Source organism: Fischerella sp. (assembly GCF_013388695.1).
In the GTDB taxonomy this organism is placed as follows: domain Bacteria; phylum Cyanobacteriota; class Cyanobacteriia; order Cyanobacteriales; family Nostocaceae; genus PCC9605.
The window spans coordinates 30,360-46,468 of sequence record NZ_JACAEU010000115.1 but is presented as its reverse complement, the minus strand read 5'-3'; the positions used below and the strand labels follow the sequence as shown (position 1 = coordinate 46,468).

Here is a 16,109-nt window from a genome sequence, read left to right as displayed (position 1 = left end):
ACTATTGACTATTTGGGCGAAAATTCGGCAGTTCTACAGATGCCAAAGTTTTTCGCCTTTTGGGTGGACGTTCAGGATAGAGCAGTGGTGAAGGAGAGTTAGGTTTGGTAATGTTGTCATTTGATGAATTCTGAGGCGAAGCAGTCCCTGGTAATTGCTGGGGTGACAATGGTGAGGCTTCTAACCAGTAATCCCCATCTTCCTTAGAATCTGTGTCACGGCTGGGTAAAATGGCAGTTACTGGTTTCTCCTCATCGTTTTCAAGGGAGGTTGCAACAGTTTCCAAGACAGGCGCAACATTTTCATCGTCATCCTCTACATCTTCCAAGGAGGTTGCGACAGTTTCTAAGACAGGCATAACAGTTTCATCGTCATCTTCTACATCCTCTACATCCTCCACACCTTCTGTATCTTTTTCAGCAGGAGGTGGTGATGCAGATCTCGCTTGAGCAGCAAAAAACAATTGAATCAAGCCATCTACTTGTTCATCCAAGCTAGACGACTCTGAAAATGAAACTTTTTGTGATGTAATTGAGTCATCAATTTCTGACTTAGCAGGTGGTTGCTTTAAATTTGGTGTACTTTCTTGGGCTGAGAGATTAGCAGGAGATGATTGAGTCGGGGTGGGGTATTCTTGTCTAAAAATATTTGCATTATTCTCAAAGGATTCTTGTTCTACACACCAAGGTCGAATTGGTTGTGGATTAGGAAACACAGAACTTGTTCGGTTGGAATTTCTCAGTAGTCTGCTACCTGTGTCATTTGAATTAGCAGTATTATCTAGGGAATCATAGCTGGGTACTGGTGTTTCCAGACACTTTTCCAAAGCTGCTTTAAATTGCAAAGTCTGACGTTGTTGCCGCATTAGCCGAGTACGTAATTCTCGACAGGCATTTTCTGATTGCAATAGCTGATGGGACTGTTCGTTGTACTTGGTTTGAATTAAAGCACATTCCCGCTCTAACAAGGCAAGACGCTGTTGGTTAATTTCTAGCTGTGATTTATAGTTTTCAATAACAGTTTCCTGAGTTTGAACTGTAGAGAGTGCTGTTTCCAACTGCTGGAATAGTGATTTGATTTGCTCTTGAGCGGCAGTAAGTTCCTGAGCTTGTTGGTTGAGCATTGCTTCTGCGACAGTAGAGCGCTTTTTCTGCCACTGCAAAGCTCCTTCTGACTCACAGAGGGCAGCTCTTAACTCTTCTACTTGTTCATATAAATTATTGTTGGCAGAACGTAATTCTTCATTTAATGTCAGTAGTTTTTTAAATTCAGAGTCAATCAGTGCTTCTTTTTCGCTCTCAGGCTCAGCAACCCAATCTAATCCAGGTTTTGACTCATCTAGTTGCTGTTCATTTAACTCTAGTAAGCTTTCAGAGTTACTTGTTATCTCTGTTTCTCGATTAGTTTCGACCACTGAGTCTTGGTAAGATACATCCTCCTGACACTGCTTATCTGCTGCTGGTGCCAACAACGGTAATTGAGAAATTGCTCTGTTTTGCATAGGCACAACAGAATAAAAGGGACAACTTGTCTGTTGTGGTTGTGGCATATCAGCAGAATTTAGGGTTTCAATAAAAGGCCCGATATTTGGGGTGTCTGCTTCATTCATCACTTTTCACCCACCAGCTTAAACTTATTGATTGGAAACTGCGTTAGCATTACGTATCAATGCTGTCTTATCAAAATCTACTCTATAAGGCAAGTTTGTAACTTCCCCAACAAGAGTCATTGATGATTAATTAGTTATAACTTTTCACTACTAAAAAGTGGGAGAGTGGGGGAGTGAAAGAGTGGGGCAGTCGGGGATTGGGGGAGTTGTTTTAACATTTCCCCCCTCTCCCACTCCTATTTCTCCCACTCCTAGTTAAGGCAACCAACGGGGATGAAATCCAATTAAGGGAAGTTGCTCTGGCTTGAGATCTGCACTAACTTCAGGATCTGCAATTGGCAATAAAGGCATTAACCATAAGCTACTGGTTGCGATCGCTTCTCCATCATCAGTTGTCAAAATTTGTGTATTTGATGATGTAACTGGAGCAGCTTGTGTTTGTATCTGGTCAAATAACAACCCCAAGCCGTCAGGCGATAAACTCATTTGCACATTCCGCTGTTCAGGGGGTAGTACTAGCAATGGCTTCTGTTGCTTGGTTTTCAGGTCAATTGCGATTAGATATGGCTGTTCCTGATAATATTCCCCTGGTAATAGCTGTGTCAGTAAGCAGTAGAGAGTGGGAGAAGCGCTATCAAACTGACAATTAATAATCGAACCTGTGGTACTTAGCAGTTTTTTCTGAACGCCTTGGTTGGTGACTAAAAATAAGTCGCGCGTGTAATCTGTATTGAATTTGACCATTGCTGCTTGCGCTCCATCCTCAGAGAAAGCTTGTACCAAGCCAAACTGGGGGAAAAAATCCAAGGGTTTCGTGCCATCTGATTGCAGGGGCAAAATCGCAGTTCCCTGTCCTTGGGCAACTGCTACAGCTTTACTATCCGGTGTAATCATAAAATCCCCCCCTGGTTGACTTTGCAGGCGCACAGGGGTAGATTTTTGTTCAGAATTGTCGCTACTGATTGGGATAAACCATAATCCAAAGTCGTTGGGATTAGCTTTATTTCCCCGTTGCACAACAATGGTTTGCCCATCGGGCGATAAATCAAATTTTAAATTTTGATAGTCTTTATTATCTAAAATCAAATCAACTTTACCTGCTGCTTCAGCTTTTTGGCGATGAGGAGCAGTAAAACCAGTCGTGACTGTATATAACTGAGCCGAAAGTAAGTCTTGATTAGTTGTAGGGCGAGCAGAAAATAAAATTTTCTGACCATCAGGAAACGGCTGGAAGTCCGTGACAATCAGGTCTTTGGGAGTAAGTATTTTTTTTTGCTCCTGAGTCAAGTTGTAGAGAACTAACCGTCCTTGGTCTTCATTATTAGCTCCGATATAGAGAATAACGCGATCGCGTGTGCTAAAAGCAGTTTTGAAGGGCTGGATCGTCTTGTTATTTCTTTGTTTAGTAGCGAATTTATCCTTTCCTCCTTGTAACTCTACTTTATAAGTTGTGCCGTAGGGCGCTGGTGTCAAAAAGGTATAACCCATGCGTCTTCCTGCCCAACTAAAGGTACCTGCTAAAGGAGGGTCAATTTTCAAATTCTCCTCTATACTTTTTGTGTCCATAGGACGACTAAAGGTGAGGATGAATGTTCTGTATTCTGCGCCGATTTTTTGCTTTTGGGAGGTGAAATCAGTCAAAGATATATCTTTTTGTTCTAATTGTACGTGTTTCCACGTAAATTCTCTGACTCTAGCCCTGACTGCATCACCTTGGGATACGATCAGCCCTATCACCAAAATTAGCAGTAGCATCAGTGCGATCGCGATCCGATCTAGTGGTTGGAAGAATGCTTTTTTAGTAATCATTTGTAATTTGTTGGTCGTTGGTTGTTGGTTGTTGGTTGTTAAAAACAACAAACAACAAACAACAAACAACTAATAACTATAGGGATTTTTTGGTTGAGGAATTTTTTTCAAGGAGTTGGCAGCGATAGTAAGTTGGCGCTTACCTGTGATTGTTTCTGTAACCATTTGTCCTTCCACTTCCAGCCAGGTATCAGGTGGATACTGTTCGCGGCTTTCTTTTAATTTGACGGGTAATCCGACGGGATAGGCATCTGCGGCGCAGCAAGTGAGAACAAATCGCGCTAGAAATATATACTCTTTTCCTAGTTCCGGTGGGTGAATGACAAATCCCTGTACCTTAACTTTATTACCTTGATATCTATCTGGTTCTGGATAGACATTGAGCATACGTACCCAGTCTACGAGCGATCGCTCCTCAGGAACGACGGAAGCACGAAACGCTTGTGGTTTGACGCGCGTTGAACCCAATAACTCACTAAAATCACGTTGCAGTGCTTTATCACTCGCAAAAACTTGTGGTGTAAAAATGAATCCAAAAATTGCTGCCACTAAAAGCAAAGCACTACCCCATCCAGGAGGGAATAAACTTATATGTTGGATGTTTGCAGTCATATCGTAGCGACGCCGCTGCAAAAGTTCTTTGATTTTGAAGATACTGATAACTAGCAAGCCGAATGCAGCCACAATTACTAATCCAAAATAATTCGGATGAATTAACAAATTTAGCTCGTTAGTTAACCAGTATTTCAATAGCAAAATTCCCCAAGCTGTGATTGCCAAAATATCCAGCCAGGGAAGTAACAACTTTGAAATTTTCGATTTACGATTTGAAATTGTGGTCATTGTCAAGAGTCATTAGTCATTAGTCATTGGTCATTAGTCATTGGTCAAAAATCAAGAACAAAAGACAAATGACTAATCAAAAGTTAGAGAAAGTACAAGTTAACTATAAGGGTGAACAAGAAAGTCAATAACGCCGCTAAAGCAAATAAGTAAAATATAGCCCTGGGTTTAAATATTGTTAACATTAAACCAACACCTTTGAGGTCAATCATTGGTCCAAATATCAAAAATGCTAATAAAGAACCACTGGTAAAAGTTGAGGCAAAAGACAGAGCAAAAAAAGAATCAACAGTAGAACAAATTGACACCACTGCTGCTAATACCAACATGGCGGTGATGGAACTAATCGGGCCTGCACCTAAACTGAGAATCAACTCGCGGGGAGCTACAACTTGAATAGTCGCTGCGATCGCACTGCCAATTACCAGTATTGCCCCTAATTCTCGTAGTTCTTGCACAGTATTTTCGAGTGCTAACCGTAATTTAGCTCCTAAGGGTTTACTGGAACTGGGTATTGTAGTGTCGATATTAGTAGATTCCAAGCGCATGGTTTGTCCGGCTTGTCCTACTCCCAGTAAATAGGTTCCTGACTGCAATAAAGCAGGCATACCTGATTCCTGTTGGATTTGGGAACGTTTCGGGCGGCGTTTTGGTTGTAGCTCTGAGGGTGGGTTAAATTTCAAATAACGAGCGATCGTTGGGTGAACTACAGGAGTTAAATCTTTTTGAAAACTAAAGACAAAGCCAATAATAGTCGCGATTAAGAGGGAAAATACTACTCTTAATACTACTATTTCTGGCTGATCGCGAAATGCTATCCAAGTCGCCCAAATGACGATGGGATTAACTGTTGGTGCTGCTAGCAAAAAGCCAATTGCTACCGATGTAGGTACTTTTTGCATCAACAATCGCCGTGCAACTGGCACGTTACCACACTCGCACACAGGAAACAAAAATCCCACCATACTGCCTACTAAAGCACCCAGTAACGGGTTTTTAGGCATTTTTTCTACCAATTTGCGCTCATCTACAAAAAACAGCAGCAAACTGGAGAACAATACCCCCAGCAGCACAAAAGGCATCGCCTCGACCAGCAGACTCAAAAATAGAGTAAAACCATTGTTAAGTTTATTCATGGGCGTCGCTGTCAAAAGCGGTTTCGGGTTTTATAGTTATGCCAGGTCATTTTATCGAAATGTGTATCGCAAACAGGTAGAGACTGTTAAGCGTTAATCAAACGTTTAGTGAACAATTGGTTTGTATGATTGCTTTTGAAAGGTTTCAAACCATTACCGGTCATAGATAATTATTTCGATGTGCGTTTGTCTACTGGTGATAAATCTTATCTCTAGATAGCTGAGCTTCAAAAATAGTTCCGATCTTAGAATTTCATTACTTACTTACACAATTTTTGATTACATTTTTTTATAATTACACTAAGTTTGCTCGACATGATGCTATATTCTACGCTTTTTCATCAAGTGTTCATAGTTTTTTTACACTACCGGGATTACCTTTAGTGACCGCTCATCTGGGCAAGAGGATGTTTGTGTCAACTTATGATTTGAGTTTTTACTATAAAAATTTTAAAACCGCAAGACCATAAAGGAACAAATTAAATTAAGTCAGCATAAATAAACATATTTCTCGTAGTGGCTGCTAGGGTCGGCTTTAACTAGATTCTCAGTATTTTAGAGCCACGAATATCATGTCTAAACTCGCCAGTACAGTTGTTTGTGGTAACTACAACCAACAAACAAACAAATGCACCTGCTGAAAAAGCTTCTGCAACCAAAAGTGTTAGCAAATCTTAAGTTAGACTTTCTGGATCTATACCCAACGCCCTTAGCCGTTCCGCCAGCATTTGCGCCCGTTGTTCTGCTTCCAAACGGCGCTGTTCTGCCTCCTTGATACGTTCTTCTGGCGTAAGCAATCTTTGCCCTTTCTCGTCATACCAGTACAACCACTCTCGCGTAATGCCTTGATAAGTTCCCCGTTCTCTGCCTATTCCTAAGCCAATTTCGCTTAGCCAAACTGGGTTTCCTGGCTGCAAAATATATTCACCATTTACTAACCGATACACTTCCAGAGGTGGTTTCTTGCGACGACGAGGATTGTATATCACGTAGTATAAAATCTCTAATTCTGCGTAGAGTTCTTTTTTAGTGTTGTATTCTCCACGATGCTTCTGGGAAAGAACTTCCAGCACTAAAATTGGTGCTTTTTTCTCTTCCCACAGCACGTAACTCAAGCGCAAATCTTCATCTATAAAGCGCTGAACTCCCAAGCTAAGAAATCCATCAGGGACAATAGCAGGTTGATTGGGGTCGTAATAAATCCCCATGTCAACACCAAAGAACCAATCCCAACGATCTGACCACAGCAAAGCCAGTATTGCCTTTAATAAGCTAGGAATTAAATCTTGTAGTTCGTTATCCACAGGTGTGTCGTCAGAGTCGGGTAATTCCTCAGAAGACGGTAAGCAGTGCTGGAGGTTGTAGTCTAGCATGGGAGATTTGCAGAATTTAGATTCTACTATAGATTGTAGAGAAAGATTCCAGATGATTTGATATAAGTAGCGATCGCACAGTCGTCAAAAAAATACCCACCCTGGATAAGGTGGGGCTATACTACGTACACTTGCTAGAAAGATTGTTGTAAGAGTCACCTTTAGCGATCGGCGAATGCAGGCGGGTTACAACATAGTCAAAATGTCCATTCGTGTTTTGGATCGTTTAATGCGGCACGAACAGATGCTAAACTAGCAAGCTCTTTGAATGGGCTTGATTTAGCTATTTCTGTGATTGAATTCAAAGCAAGGGCTAGTTGCTCATTATTGCCGGATGCGATCGCGCTATCAACGACAGCAAACAAAGCGCGAAAGTTTTCTGCACGTTCATCAAACGAGCGATCAAGATATGCCATCAGCAACTCTCGCTGGACATTAATCTTAGTGATTATCTCTTTTTCCCAAACTTCGATTTCGCGTCGTTTTGTCTGTTCTTGTTCTGCAATCTTTAGGTAATCGGTGTAAGCTGTAACCATTTGTTGGAATAAGCAATGGTTCATCCTGAAACTCTGCGTTCCTCTGCGCTACCTTTGCGAGCCTCTGCGTTTCTAAATCCCTACTTTTTACGCTAAGCTATACTACTCCAAATCGTTTTTATTCGTGAGTTAGGAGACAAAAAAGGGCAGGTATAAAACCCACCCCTTGAACGATCGCTAAAGATAAAAGTCATCAATCTTTTTACTTTTACCTTGCTCCTTCACCAATTTCAGGCGCACTCAACGACACCGCAGGCATTTTTTGCTGTGCTAGTGTCGGCACTGCATCACGCAACCTTTCTGTTAGCTGTACAGTTGTCGCATCGTAAACTTGCGTCAAAACCTTGGGATACAAACCAATCCCAATCACCGGCACTAACAAACAAGCAATGATGAATATTTCGCGGGGTTCAGCATCAATGAGTTTTTGTTGAGAAACCAATTCTTTGTTTTCTTCACCGTAGAAAATTTCACGCAGCATTGACAGCAGATAAATCGGAGTTAAGATCACACCAACTGCCATCAATACCACCACAATAATTTTGAAGGTGGAGCTATAGGCATCACTGGTGGCAAAGCCAATAAATACCATTAACTCTGCCACAAAACCACTCATCCCTGGTAACGCCAAAGACGCCAAGGAACAAGTTGTCCACATGGCGAAAATCTTACCCATTTTCTTGCCAACACCACTCATTTCATCCAGCATGAGGGTGTGCGTGCGGTCATAAGTTGCCCCTACTAGGAAGAACAAACTCGCCCCAATCAACCCGTGGGACACCATTTGCAGCATTGCCCCATTCAAGCCCAAATCGGTGAAGGAAGCAATACCAATGGTGACAAAGCCCATGTGGGAAATTGAAGAGTAGGCGATTTTTCGCTTCAGGTTGCGCTGGGCAAAGGATGTGAGGGCAGCGTAGATGATATTAACTACCCCTAATATCACCAACACCGGCGCAAAATAAGCATGGGCGTCGGGAAGCATGCCGGCATTCATGCGAATTAAGGCGTAACCGCCCATTTTCAAGAGAATACCAGCCAGCAACATATGCACGGGGGCTGTAGCTTCACCGTGGGCATCTGGTAGCCAGGTGTGGAGTGGGAAGATCGGCAATTTGACGGCGTAAGCGATGAGGAAAGCGCCGTAAAGCCACAGTTGCAGATTGAGGGCATAGTTTTTGGCAGCGAGCGATCGCATGTCAAATGTAACCGTATCGCCATAAAATGCCATTGCCAAGCCAGCTACCAAAATAAACAGGGAACCGCCCGCAGTATACAAAATAAATTTAGTCGCTGCGTATTGCCGTTTCTTGCCTCCCCAAATTGCTAGCAGCAGGTAAACCGGAATTAATTCCAGTTCCCATACCAGGAAAAACAACAGCATATCCTGGACTGCGAACACAGCTACTTGTCCGCCGTACATCGCCAGCATCAAAAAGTAAAATAGTTTCGGTTTCAGCGTTACAGGCCAAGCCGCTAAAATTGCCAGCGTGGTAATGAATCCAGTCAAAATTATTAGGGGCATGGACAAACCATCTGCCCCTAACGACCAATTCAAATCTAGCTGTGGAACCCAGGGATAACTCTCAAACAATTGCAAATTGGGATTGGAGAAATCATACCCAGTATAAAAAGCAGTAACAATCAATGCAAAATCTATCAACCCAACAATCAGGGCATACCAACGTACAGTTTTGCCGTCTTTATCCGGCAGGATGGGAATTAGCAGTGATGCTGCTATGGGTAACAGGATTATTGTTGTCAGCCACGGAAAATTAGCTGTATTCATTGAACTCGCTCTAAAGGTTCGGCTATCTGCTACTAGCTATTAACTAGCAGTTTTTTCGCGATCTAGTTGTTATTTGTTAGGTTGATTTAACAAAAATCAAAAAATATGAAGGCAGGTAAATCGCTTGCCCTGCCTTCATCTACATAACACACACTTTTTGACGAATAACTCAGTCCTGAGATAGCAAAGTGATTACTCGCGTCTAATGAACAGACATAATATGTTACGTCTGAATTAGGTTACACCAAAGAAAATCACTAAGCCCAGTACAGCGGCAAACACAATCAAGGCGTAGAATTGAGCGCGGCCGTTTTCCAGGTATTTCAAACCTTCGCCGCTAATCAGGGTAAAAAAGCCTGTGAGGTTAACAGCACCATCGACAACGCGGTAGTCAACTTCCATGACTTGTCTAGCTAAACGACGTGAGCCGAGGACAAACACTTGATGGTAAATGTCATCAAAGTACCACTTGTTGAGAGATAGTTCGTAAAGCGGTTTGATTTTGGCTGCGATCGCCACCGGATTGATCTTACCCCACAAATACATCAAGCAAGCCACGGTAATCCCAATCAAGGAAATTCCTACCGAACCACCCGCCATGATGTAAAACTCATGCAGATCAACTTCAGCAGCTTTTGCTACCACTTCTTCGAGGGTTTCGTTGGGAGAGTAGATAAACTCCTCAAAGTAGTTAGCAAAGGGAGTCCCCACCAAACCAATCAACATTGAAGGAATTGCCAACAGTGCCAAAGGCAGGGTCATTGTCCAGGGCGACTCGTGGGGATATTCACTGTGACCGTGACCGTGGTCGTGGTCGTCGTGGTGATGTTCTGCGTGGGCTTCTAGTTCTCCCTTGGTCATCGCACCAGGCCCAAAAGCTGGAGTTCTTTCAAAACCCCCGACAATAGCCATCCCAATTGGAGACTTGAGTTTATCCCATAACTGCCTTTGATTGCCCCGGAATTTACCTTCAAAGGTGGTGAAATACATCCGGAACATGTAGAAGGCGGTAATCCCAGCTGTTAGCCAGCCAATACCCCACAGTAGTGGATTTGATGCAAATGCGGCACTGAGAATTTCATCCTTTGACCAGAAACCAGCAAAGGGCGGGATACCAGCAATTGCCACACAACCGATCAAGAAGGTAATCGCCGTAATTGGCATAAACTTCCGCAGTCCGCCCATCAAGCGCATATCCTGCGCCAAGTCTGGGTCGTGACCGACGACTGCTTCCATGCCGTGAATCACCGAACCAGAACCCAAAAATAGCATCGCCTTAAAGTAGGCGTGGGTCATTAGGTGGAAAAGTCCTGCACTGTATGCGCCTACTCCCATCGCCATCACCATGTAACCGAGTTGGGAAACGGTGGAGTAAGCTAAACCCTTTTTGATGTCGTTTTGGGTAATGGCAATTGTTGCACCCAAAAAAGCTGTGAATGCCCCAGTGTAGGCAATTGTGTTCATTGCCGCTGGGACGTCTTCAAACACTGGGTACATCCGGGCAACCAGGAAAACACCTGCTGCTACCATCGTTGCCGCGTGGATTAAGGCAGAGATGGGCGTAGGGCCTTCCATCGCGTCTGGTAGCCAAACATGGAGGGGAAATTGGGCAGATTTAGCTACCGGGCCTAAGAAAACTAAAATCGCAAACAGGGCTGCCAGAATATTGCTGAGAGAACCTGTATGAACCAATTCGGAAAGGCGATCGCCCATCACCTGGAAATCAAAGCTTCCCGTTGCCCAAAAAAGTCCCAGAATGCCTAACAAAAGACCAAAGTCGCCAACGCGGTTGACCACAAACGCTTTTTGGGCTGCATCTGCTGCTGACTTGCGATCGTACCAGAAACCGACCAGCAAGTAGGAACACATCCCTACTAGTTCCCAGAAGATATAAATCTGCACCAAGTTGGGGCTGACTACCAGACCTAGCATTGACGAGCCAAACAAGCTGAGATAGGCATAGAATCTGACATAGCCAGGGTCGTGTGCCATGTAGCCATCAGTGTAAACCATGACCAGGAAGGCTACCGTCGTTACAATCACCAGCATTAAGGCTGTCAAATGGTCAATAGTGTAGCCCATGCTCAGGTGAAAGGAGCCAGCTGCTGCCCATTCTAGGGTGCGAGTATAAGGGGCGTGTCCTTGCAGTTGGCTCCATAATATGGCAAACGACAGCCCCATCGCCGCTCCCATCAAGGAAATAATAAATGCGGCATTAAGCTGTCGTAGGCGGTTCGTCACCTGATTCATCGAGATTAATCCCAGCCCTACCAGCATTGCCCCCACAAGGGGTAATACCGGGATTAGCCAGGCATATTGATAGATTACTTCCATCACTGACGCCTACTTTTTTAGAATCTTGACTAACTTGTCGGATCTGTTAATAATTGTGACACACACCCTTTAGGATAAAATACCCCACCCGATACTGATTGGGTGGGGTAATTAAGCATGGTTTTAGATTTTGTCATTTGTCATTTGTCATTTGTCCTTTGTCATCTGTCATTTGTTGGTTGTTCATCACTAACCATTAACCACTAACTACTAACCACTAACCAATAACTAATGACCAATGACCAATGACCAATGACTAATGACTATTATGCTGAGCGGCACTCCAAATCTACTGTTTTAGAGTTATTGTAGACATTGGGAGATTTGCCATAGCTAAGTTTAATTTCTTCCAAAGCCTGTAACAAATCTTCGCGACTGCGAAATCCTTCTAGCCGCCGCCTAACAACACCATTTTCAATCAACAGCAAAGTTGGTAGTGACTTTAGTCGATATGTGTTAGACAATTTGAAATTGTCATCAGCATTTACATCCACTAATTTAATTTGTTCGCCACATTGAACTTTAAAATGCAATAGCAAAGGGTGTATGATGCGGCATAAACCACACCAAGGAGCTTCAAAATTTACTAAAACAGGAATTGGAGATTCTAAAACTTCTTGAGTAAATGTCCGCTCACTTACCGACAACACCATGATGCCTCTATAGTTATAAGGTTTTGATATCAAAATAGCTATCAGCAGGAAGGTAGGAAAAACCAGTAACTGCCGATAGATGCTTTCCAGGCATAACACAAGCTATGCAAAAGTTTCATCGTTGATTTGATTTTGGCGCTGACAAAAAAAGCCAACGCGGCTTTTACAGTGGCACTTTGGGGTTTTTAACTCCTATTTGCCGCTGCTGGAAAGGGAAATTGGATGTTCGGTGCCATTTACTCCCAAGGATGACAATTGACCAGCAACTACTAAGGTAAAATCTCAAATTGACTAAACCAAACCTCCACCGCTAACAGCTACTTCAATTCATCCTACATTGGTTTGGTAGTAGCAACCGATGAGCCGAAAAGGTCGTCTAGTTTTAGACGTACGCTGTTTCTAAATGGGGTTTTAGTCCAGATTACCATTGTACCCTACTAGTTGCCACCAACAATAGCGGATGAGACCACCACAGCAGCAGCACAAATACAGCCACCCCAATATAAGCAGGGCGAAGAAATTCGCGCCATTGGAGAGATTGCCGCCCATCAATAATTGCTGCAAAGGGAATAATACTCGTACGCTGCTTAACTGCTGCAAAGGCTTCGCCATAGCGCCAACCAAGACGGCGATCGCCATGCCAAACTCCAAACAAGTGGTGCAAAATCAATCCTAAAGAAGTGACAAGAGTAAATGTAGTACCCAGCCAGAGAGTGTGGGCAATGCACCAAACGACCTGTCCGACCATTTGCGGATGACGGGTAATGCGAATAATTCCTGTTTCGTAGAGGTGGACTTGGGGCTTTTGAATGGCAGCAATTTCTAGTAGATTGAAAGTAGCAGGATACAAGAATAAAAAAGATATAGCCGACAGCACCCAAACAAAAGACTTTACCCAGGGTACACTTTGGACTTGCCAAAGTTGTAAACCATCGTAGCGGTGGTTAAAAAAGTAAATAATCAATACTATAGCCAAAGGCAGGCTAACCAACGCAAAGATCACACGATAAAGTCGTGGTCCAATATATTTTTCAGCCCAGGGTCGCAGCGCTGCTCCGCCGCTGTGAGCGATTGCAAAACCGAATTGTAGTCCCAACATTATAAAATGACTGGGGGTCAACCAAGGTGGCAGCATCATATACATAGGTGAAGTAATTTAAAGAAAGCTTAATTCAGTACAATCAATACCACAAAGTATTCAAAGGGGGACTTTAGTCAAGATGTTGTGTTACTGTCTTTTTCGGATAAAGCCTCCGAGTCTTATATGCAATAAATTACGCATAGCCAGAACACTATGAATCGCTGGTTTATTGCCAATGCTGCTCCTTTCTTGTTTGTGGGTTGAGCCTTATGTCTGACCTTCCATTTACATTAGATCAGTTACGTATTCTCAAAGCGATCGCCGCAGAAGGGAGCTTCAAGCGTGCCGCTGATAGCCTCTACGTTTCCCAACCTGCCGTGAGCTTGCAAGTACAAAACCTAGAACGGCAATTAGATGTTCCCTTATTCGACCGTGGAGGACGTCGCGCCCAATTAACCGAAGCAGGACATTTACTGCTGAGCTACGGTGAAAAAATCCTTAGCTTGTGTCAGGAAACCTGCCGCGCCATTGAGGATCTACAAAATCTCCAAGGCGGTACGTTAATTGTCGGCGCTTCTCAAACTACCGGTACTTATCTTTTGCCCCGGATGATCGGGTTGTTCCGACAAAAATACCCAGATGTGGCGGTGCAATTGCACGTCCACTCTACCCGCCGTACCGCCTGGAGTGTCGTGAATGGGCAAGTGGATCTGGCTATCATCGGCGGTGAAATCCCTGCTGAGTTGGCAGAATCATTGGAAATTATTCCTTATTCAGATGATGAATTAGCACTGATTTTACCTGTACTCCATCCCTTTACCAAACTTGACACAATCCAAAAAGAAGACCTATATAAATTACAATTCATTGCCCTCGATTCCCAATCGACAATCCGCAAAGTTATTGACCAGGTATTAGCACGCCATGATATCGATACACGGCGTTTGAAAGTGGAAATGGAACTTAATTCTATAGAAGCTATTAAAAATGCTGTGCAATCCGGCTTGGGGGCAGCCTTTGTTTCCACCTCGGCGATCGCTAAAGAATTGCAAATGGGAGTACTGCACTGCACTCCCATTGAAGGTGTTATTGTCAAGCGGACGCTGTGGCTGATTTTTAATCCCAACCGTTATAGATCCAAGGCAGCCGAAGCTTTTAGCCGGGAAATCTTACCCCAATTTGCTGCCCCTGGATGGAATATGGATGTGTTAAAATCGTCACAATATCATAGGAGTTTAGCGATTAATACAACTGTGGAGACAGACGCATCCCACTCTGATGAAAGTTAAGATTTAGTCAAGAGTCAAAAGTCAAGAGTCAAGAGTCAAGAGTCAATTGTGAAGGGCTTTTGACTTTTGACATTGGACTAATGACTATTGACTAGTGATAAATCATGGAAATTTACTGCACTCGTCCTGGCTGTCCCCGCCCACTCAATCATTTTTCGGATTTAGACGACCATTCCACACTCAGAACAGTCCAGCAAAAATACTGCACTGCCTGTGGAATGCCGTTGATTTTGGTTGGGCGTTATTTGCCAATCAAGCTGCTGGGACGAGGTGGTTTTGGAGCAGCATTTTTAGCACGCGATCGCTATACTCCTGGAATGCGTCGGTGCGTGGTTAAACAATTCCAGCCTGCGGGCAATTTAACCACCACTCAACTGCAACTGGCGCAGGACTTGTTTGAGAGAGAAGCTGTAGTTTTAGAAGAGATAGGTAGTCAACACGAGCAAATTCCCGATCTATTTGCTTTCTTCCCGGTGATAGTTCCTAGCTTCTTGCATCGGGGACAGCAAGACCAATTTTTTTATCTCGTCCAAGAATATATTGATGGACAAAACCTAGAAGAGGAATTAGACCAAAAAGGCAAATTCTCAGAACAAGAAGTATTAGAAGTTCTGCGAGCAATTCTGCCGGTATTGCAGTTTGTCCACAACAAAAACATTATTCACAGAGATATCAAACCCTCCAACATCATGCGCCATCGGAACGGCAAACTTTACTTGCTGGATTTTGGCGCAGTTAAGCAAGTTGCTAATGCACCCTCTGGGGTAGGTAGTTCTTCTACTGGCATTTATTCTTTGGGATTCGCACCACCTGAGCAAATGTCCGGGGGACGAGTATTTCCACCCACAGACTTATATGCTTTGGCTGTTACTGCTGTGATGTTATTAACGGGTGAAAAAGATGCCACTGAGCTATTTGATGCTTATAGTAACCAGTGGAAATGGCACGAGCGTGTTTCCATCAGTCCCAAGCTGGCTAATATTCTTGACAAGATGCTTCTACCTGCTGCAAATCAACGCTTTCAGTCAGCCCAAGAGGTTTTGGAAGCCCTCGATTCACCTCCACGGCCGATAACTCCTACACAAGTCCATCCCCACCAACCCAAGCAATTACCGCAACCACAACCGCAACCACACGCCATACAAACTCAACCTCCACAGCAGCGGTCAGTGTCTCGAACTCCGCGTGTAGCACCACTGTCTACTTTTGAGTTGTTAATAGGAGCTGGGTTTAGTGGTTTTGAGGGTGGATTAATCGCGATCGCCCTGTTTAGTTTGCTTAATTCTTCAAGAATTACTTTCGCTGCTACTGCTGTGATTTTAGCAATATTGATTTTTGGTCAAAAGCAACGGTGGATTGAAAAAATAGAAATGCTGGTGATAGCAGTAGCTACCTTTGGGGCTATTTCGTATTTTCCCTTGTTGCGGGCAGGTCTGAGCATCGAGCAAGTGGCGATTATAACTGTTGGGGCTGGGTTAGTGGCGATCGCTGCGACAGCACTATTTCGTTTGATTTATAAATTATTATCTCTTCTTTTTTCACGATAGCTGTAAAACCGAAATGATGCAAATTTTATTTACATCAATTATTTAGGTAGCATTCTAATAGATATAATTTAATTTGATATTTTCTAAGATTTTTAATTTTCAATTTTTAA

The 16,109-nt window shown here is 43.4% G+C and carries 12 protein-coding genes; 2 read left to right on the top strand and 10 right to left on the bottom strand.

Features of this window, described 5'->3' with window-relative positions; all coding sequences use genetic code 11:
• Position 1 precedes the first annotated feature (1 nt).
• From HXY43_RS15555 to HXY43_RS15510, 10 genes are all read right to left on the bottom strand, one after another.
• On the bottom strand, positions 2–1,609 hold the full coding sequence (locus tag HXY43_RS15555) for a hypothetical protein (RefSeq protein WP_290884342.1): 1,608 nt from the start codon (positions 1,607–1,609) through the stop codon (positions 2–4).
• A 255-nt stretch (positions 1,610–1,864) separates the two neighbouring features.
• On the bottom strand, positions 1,865–3,418 hold the full coding sequence (locus HXY43_RS15550; RefSeq protein WP_290884340.1) for a hypothetical protein: 1,554 nt from the start codon (positions 3,416–3,418) through the stop codon (positions 1,865–1,867).
• Between the two features lie 69 nt (positions 3,419–3,487).
• On the bottom strand, positions 3,488–4,261 hold the full coding sequence (locus HXY43_RS15545) for a TIGR03943 family protein (protein ID WP_290884411.1): 774 nt from the start codon (positions 4,259–4,261) through the stop codon (positions 3,488–3,490).
• 83 nt (positions 4,262–4,344) lie between these two features.
• Positions 4,345–5,397: a permease gene (locus HXY43_RS15540; RefSeq protein ID WP_290884338.1), complete on the bottom strand. Its 1,053-nt coding sequence runs from the start codon at positions 5,395–5,397 to the stop codon at positions 4,345–4,347.
• A 674-nt stretch (positions 5,398–6,071) separates the two neighbouring features.
• On the bottom strand, positions 6,072–6,770 hold the full coding sequence (locus HXY43_RS15535; protein ID WP_290884336.1) for a Uma2 family endonuclease: 699 nt from the start codon (positions 6,768–6,770) through the stop codon (positions 6,072–6,074).
• Between the two features lie 197 nt (positions 6,771–6,967).
• The gene (locus tag HXY43_RS15530) at positions 6,968–7,330 is read right to left on the bottom strand and encodes a hypothetical protein (protein ID WP_290884334.1); all 363 of its coding nucleotides are present in this window, start codon (positions 7,328–7,330) and stop codon (positions 6,968–6,970) included.
• Between the two features lie 184 nt (positions 7,331–7,514).
• Positions 7,515–9,095: an NAD(P)H-quinone oxidoreductase subunit 4 gene (locus tag HXY43_RS15525; protein WP_290884332.1), complete on the bottom strand. Its 1,581-nt coding sequence runs from the start codon at positions 9,093–9,095 to the stop codon at positions 7,515–7,517.
• 234 nt (positions 9,096–9,329) lie between these two features.
• On the bottom strand, positions 9,330–11,429 hold the full coding sequence (locus HXY43_RS15520; protein ID WP_290884330.1) for an NAD(P)H-quinone oxidoreductase subunit 5: 2,100 nt from the start codon (positions 11,427–11,429) through the stop codon (positions 9,330–9,332).
• A gap of 266 nt (positions 11,430–11,695) precedes the next feature.
• Complete coding sequence (locus HXY43_RS15515) at positions 11,696–12,082, bottom strand: thioredoxin domain-containing protein (protein ID WP_026731264.1); 387 nt, start codon at positions 12,080–12,082, stop codon at positions 11,696–11,698.
• Positions 12,083–12,503: 421 nt separating this feature from the next.
• Positions 12,504–13,220, bottom strand: a complete 717-nt coding sequence (locus HXY43_RS15510; protein WP_290884407.1) for an NnrU family protein — start codon at positions 13,218–13,220, stop codon at positions 12,504–12,506.
• Between the two features lie 212 nt (positions 13,221–13,432).
• Here HXY43_RS15510 and HXY43_RS15505 point away from each other — a divergent pair, with 212 nt between their 5' ends.
• Both HXY43_RS15505 and HXY43_RS15500 read left to right on the top strand, forming a co-directional pair.
• Positions 13,433–14,452: a LysR family transcriptional regulator gene (locus tag HXY43_RS15505; protein WP_026731266.1), complete on the top strand. Its 1,020-nt coding sequence runs from the start codon at positions 13,433–13,435 to the stop codon at positions 14,450–14,452.
• Between the two features lie 104 nt (positions 14,453–14,556).
• Positions 14,557–15,999 (top strand): protein kinase, encoded by a 1,443-nt coding sequence (locus HXY43_RS15500; protein ID WP_290884327.1) that lies wholly within the window; start codon positions 14,557–14,559, stop codon positions 15,997–15,999.
• Positions 16,000–16,109: the final 110 nt, after the last annotated feature.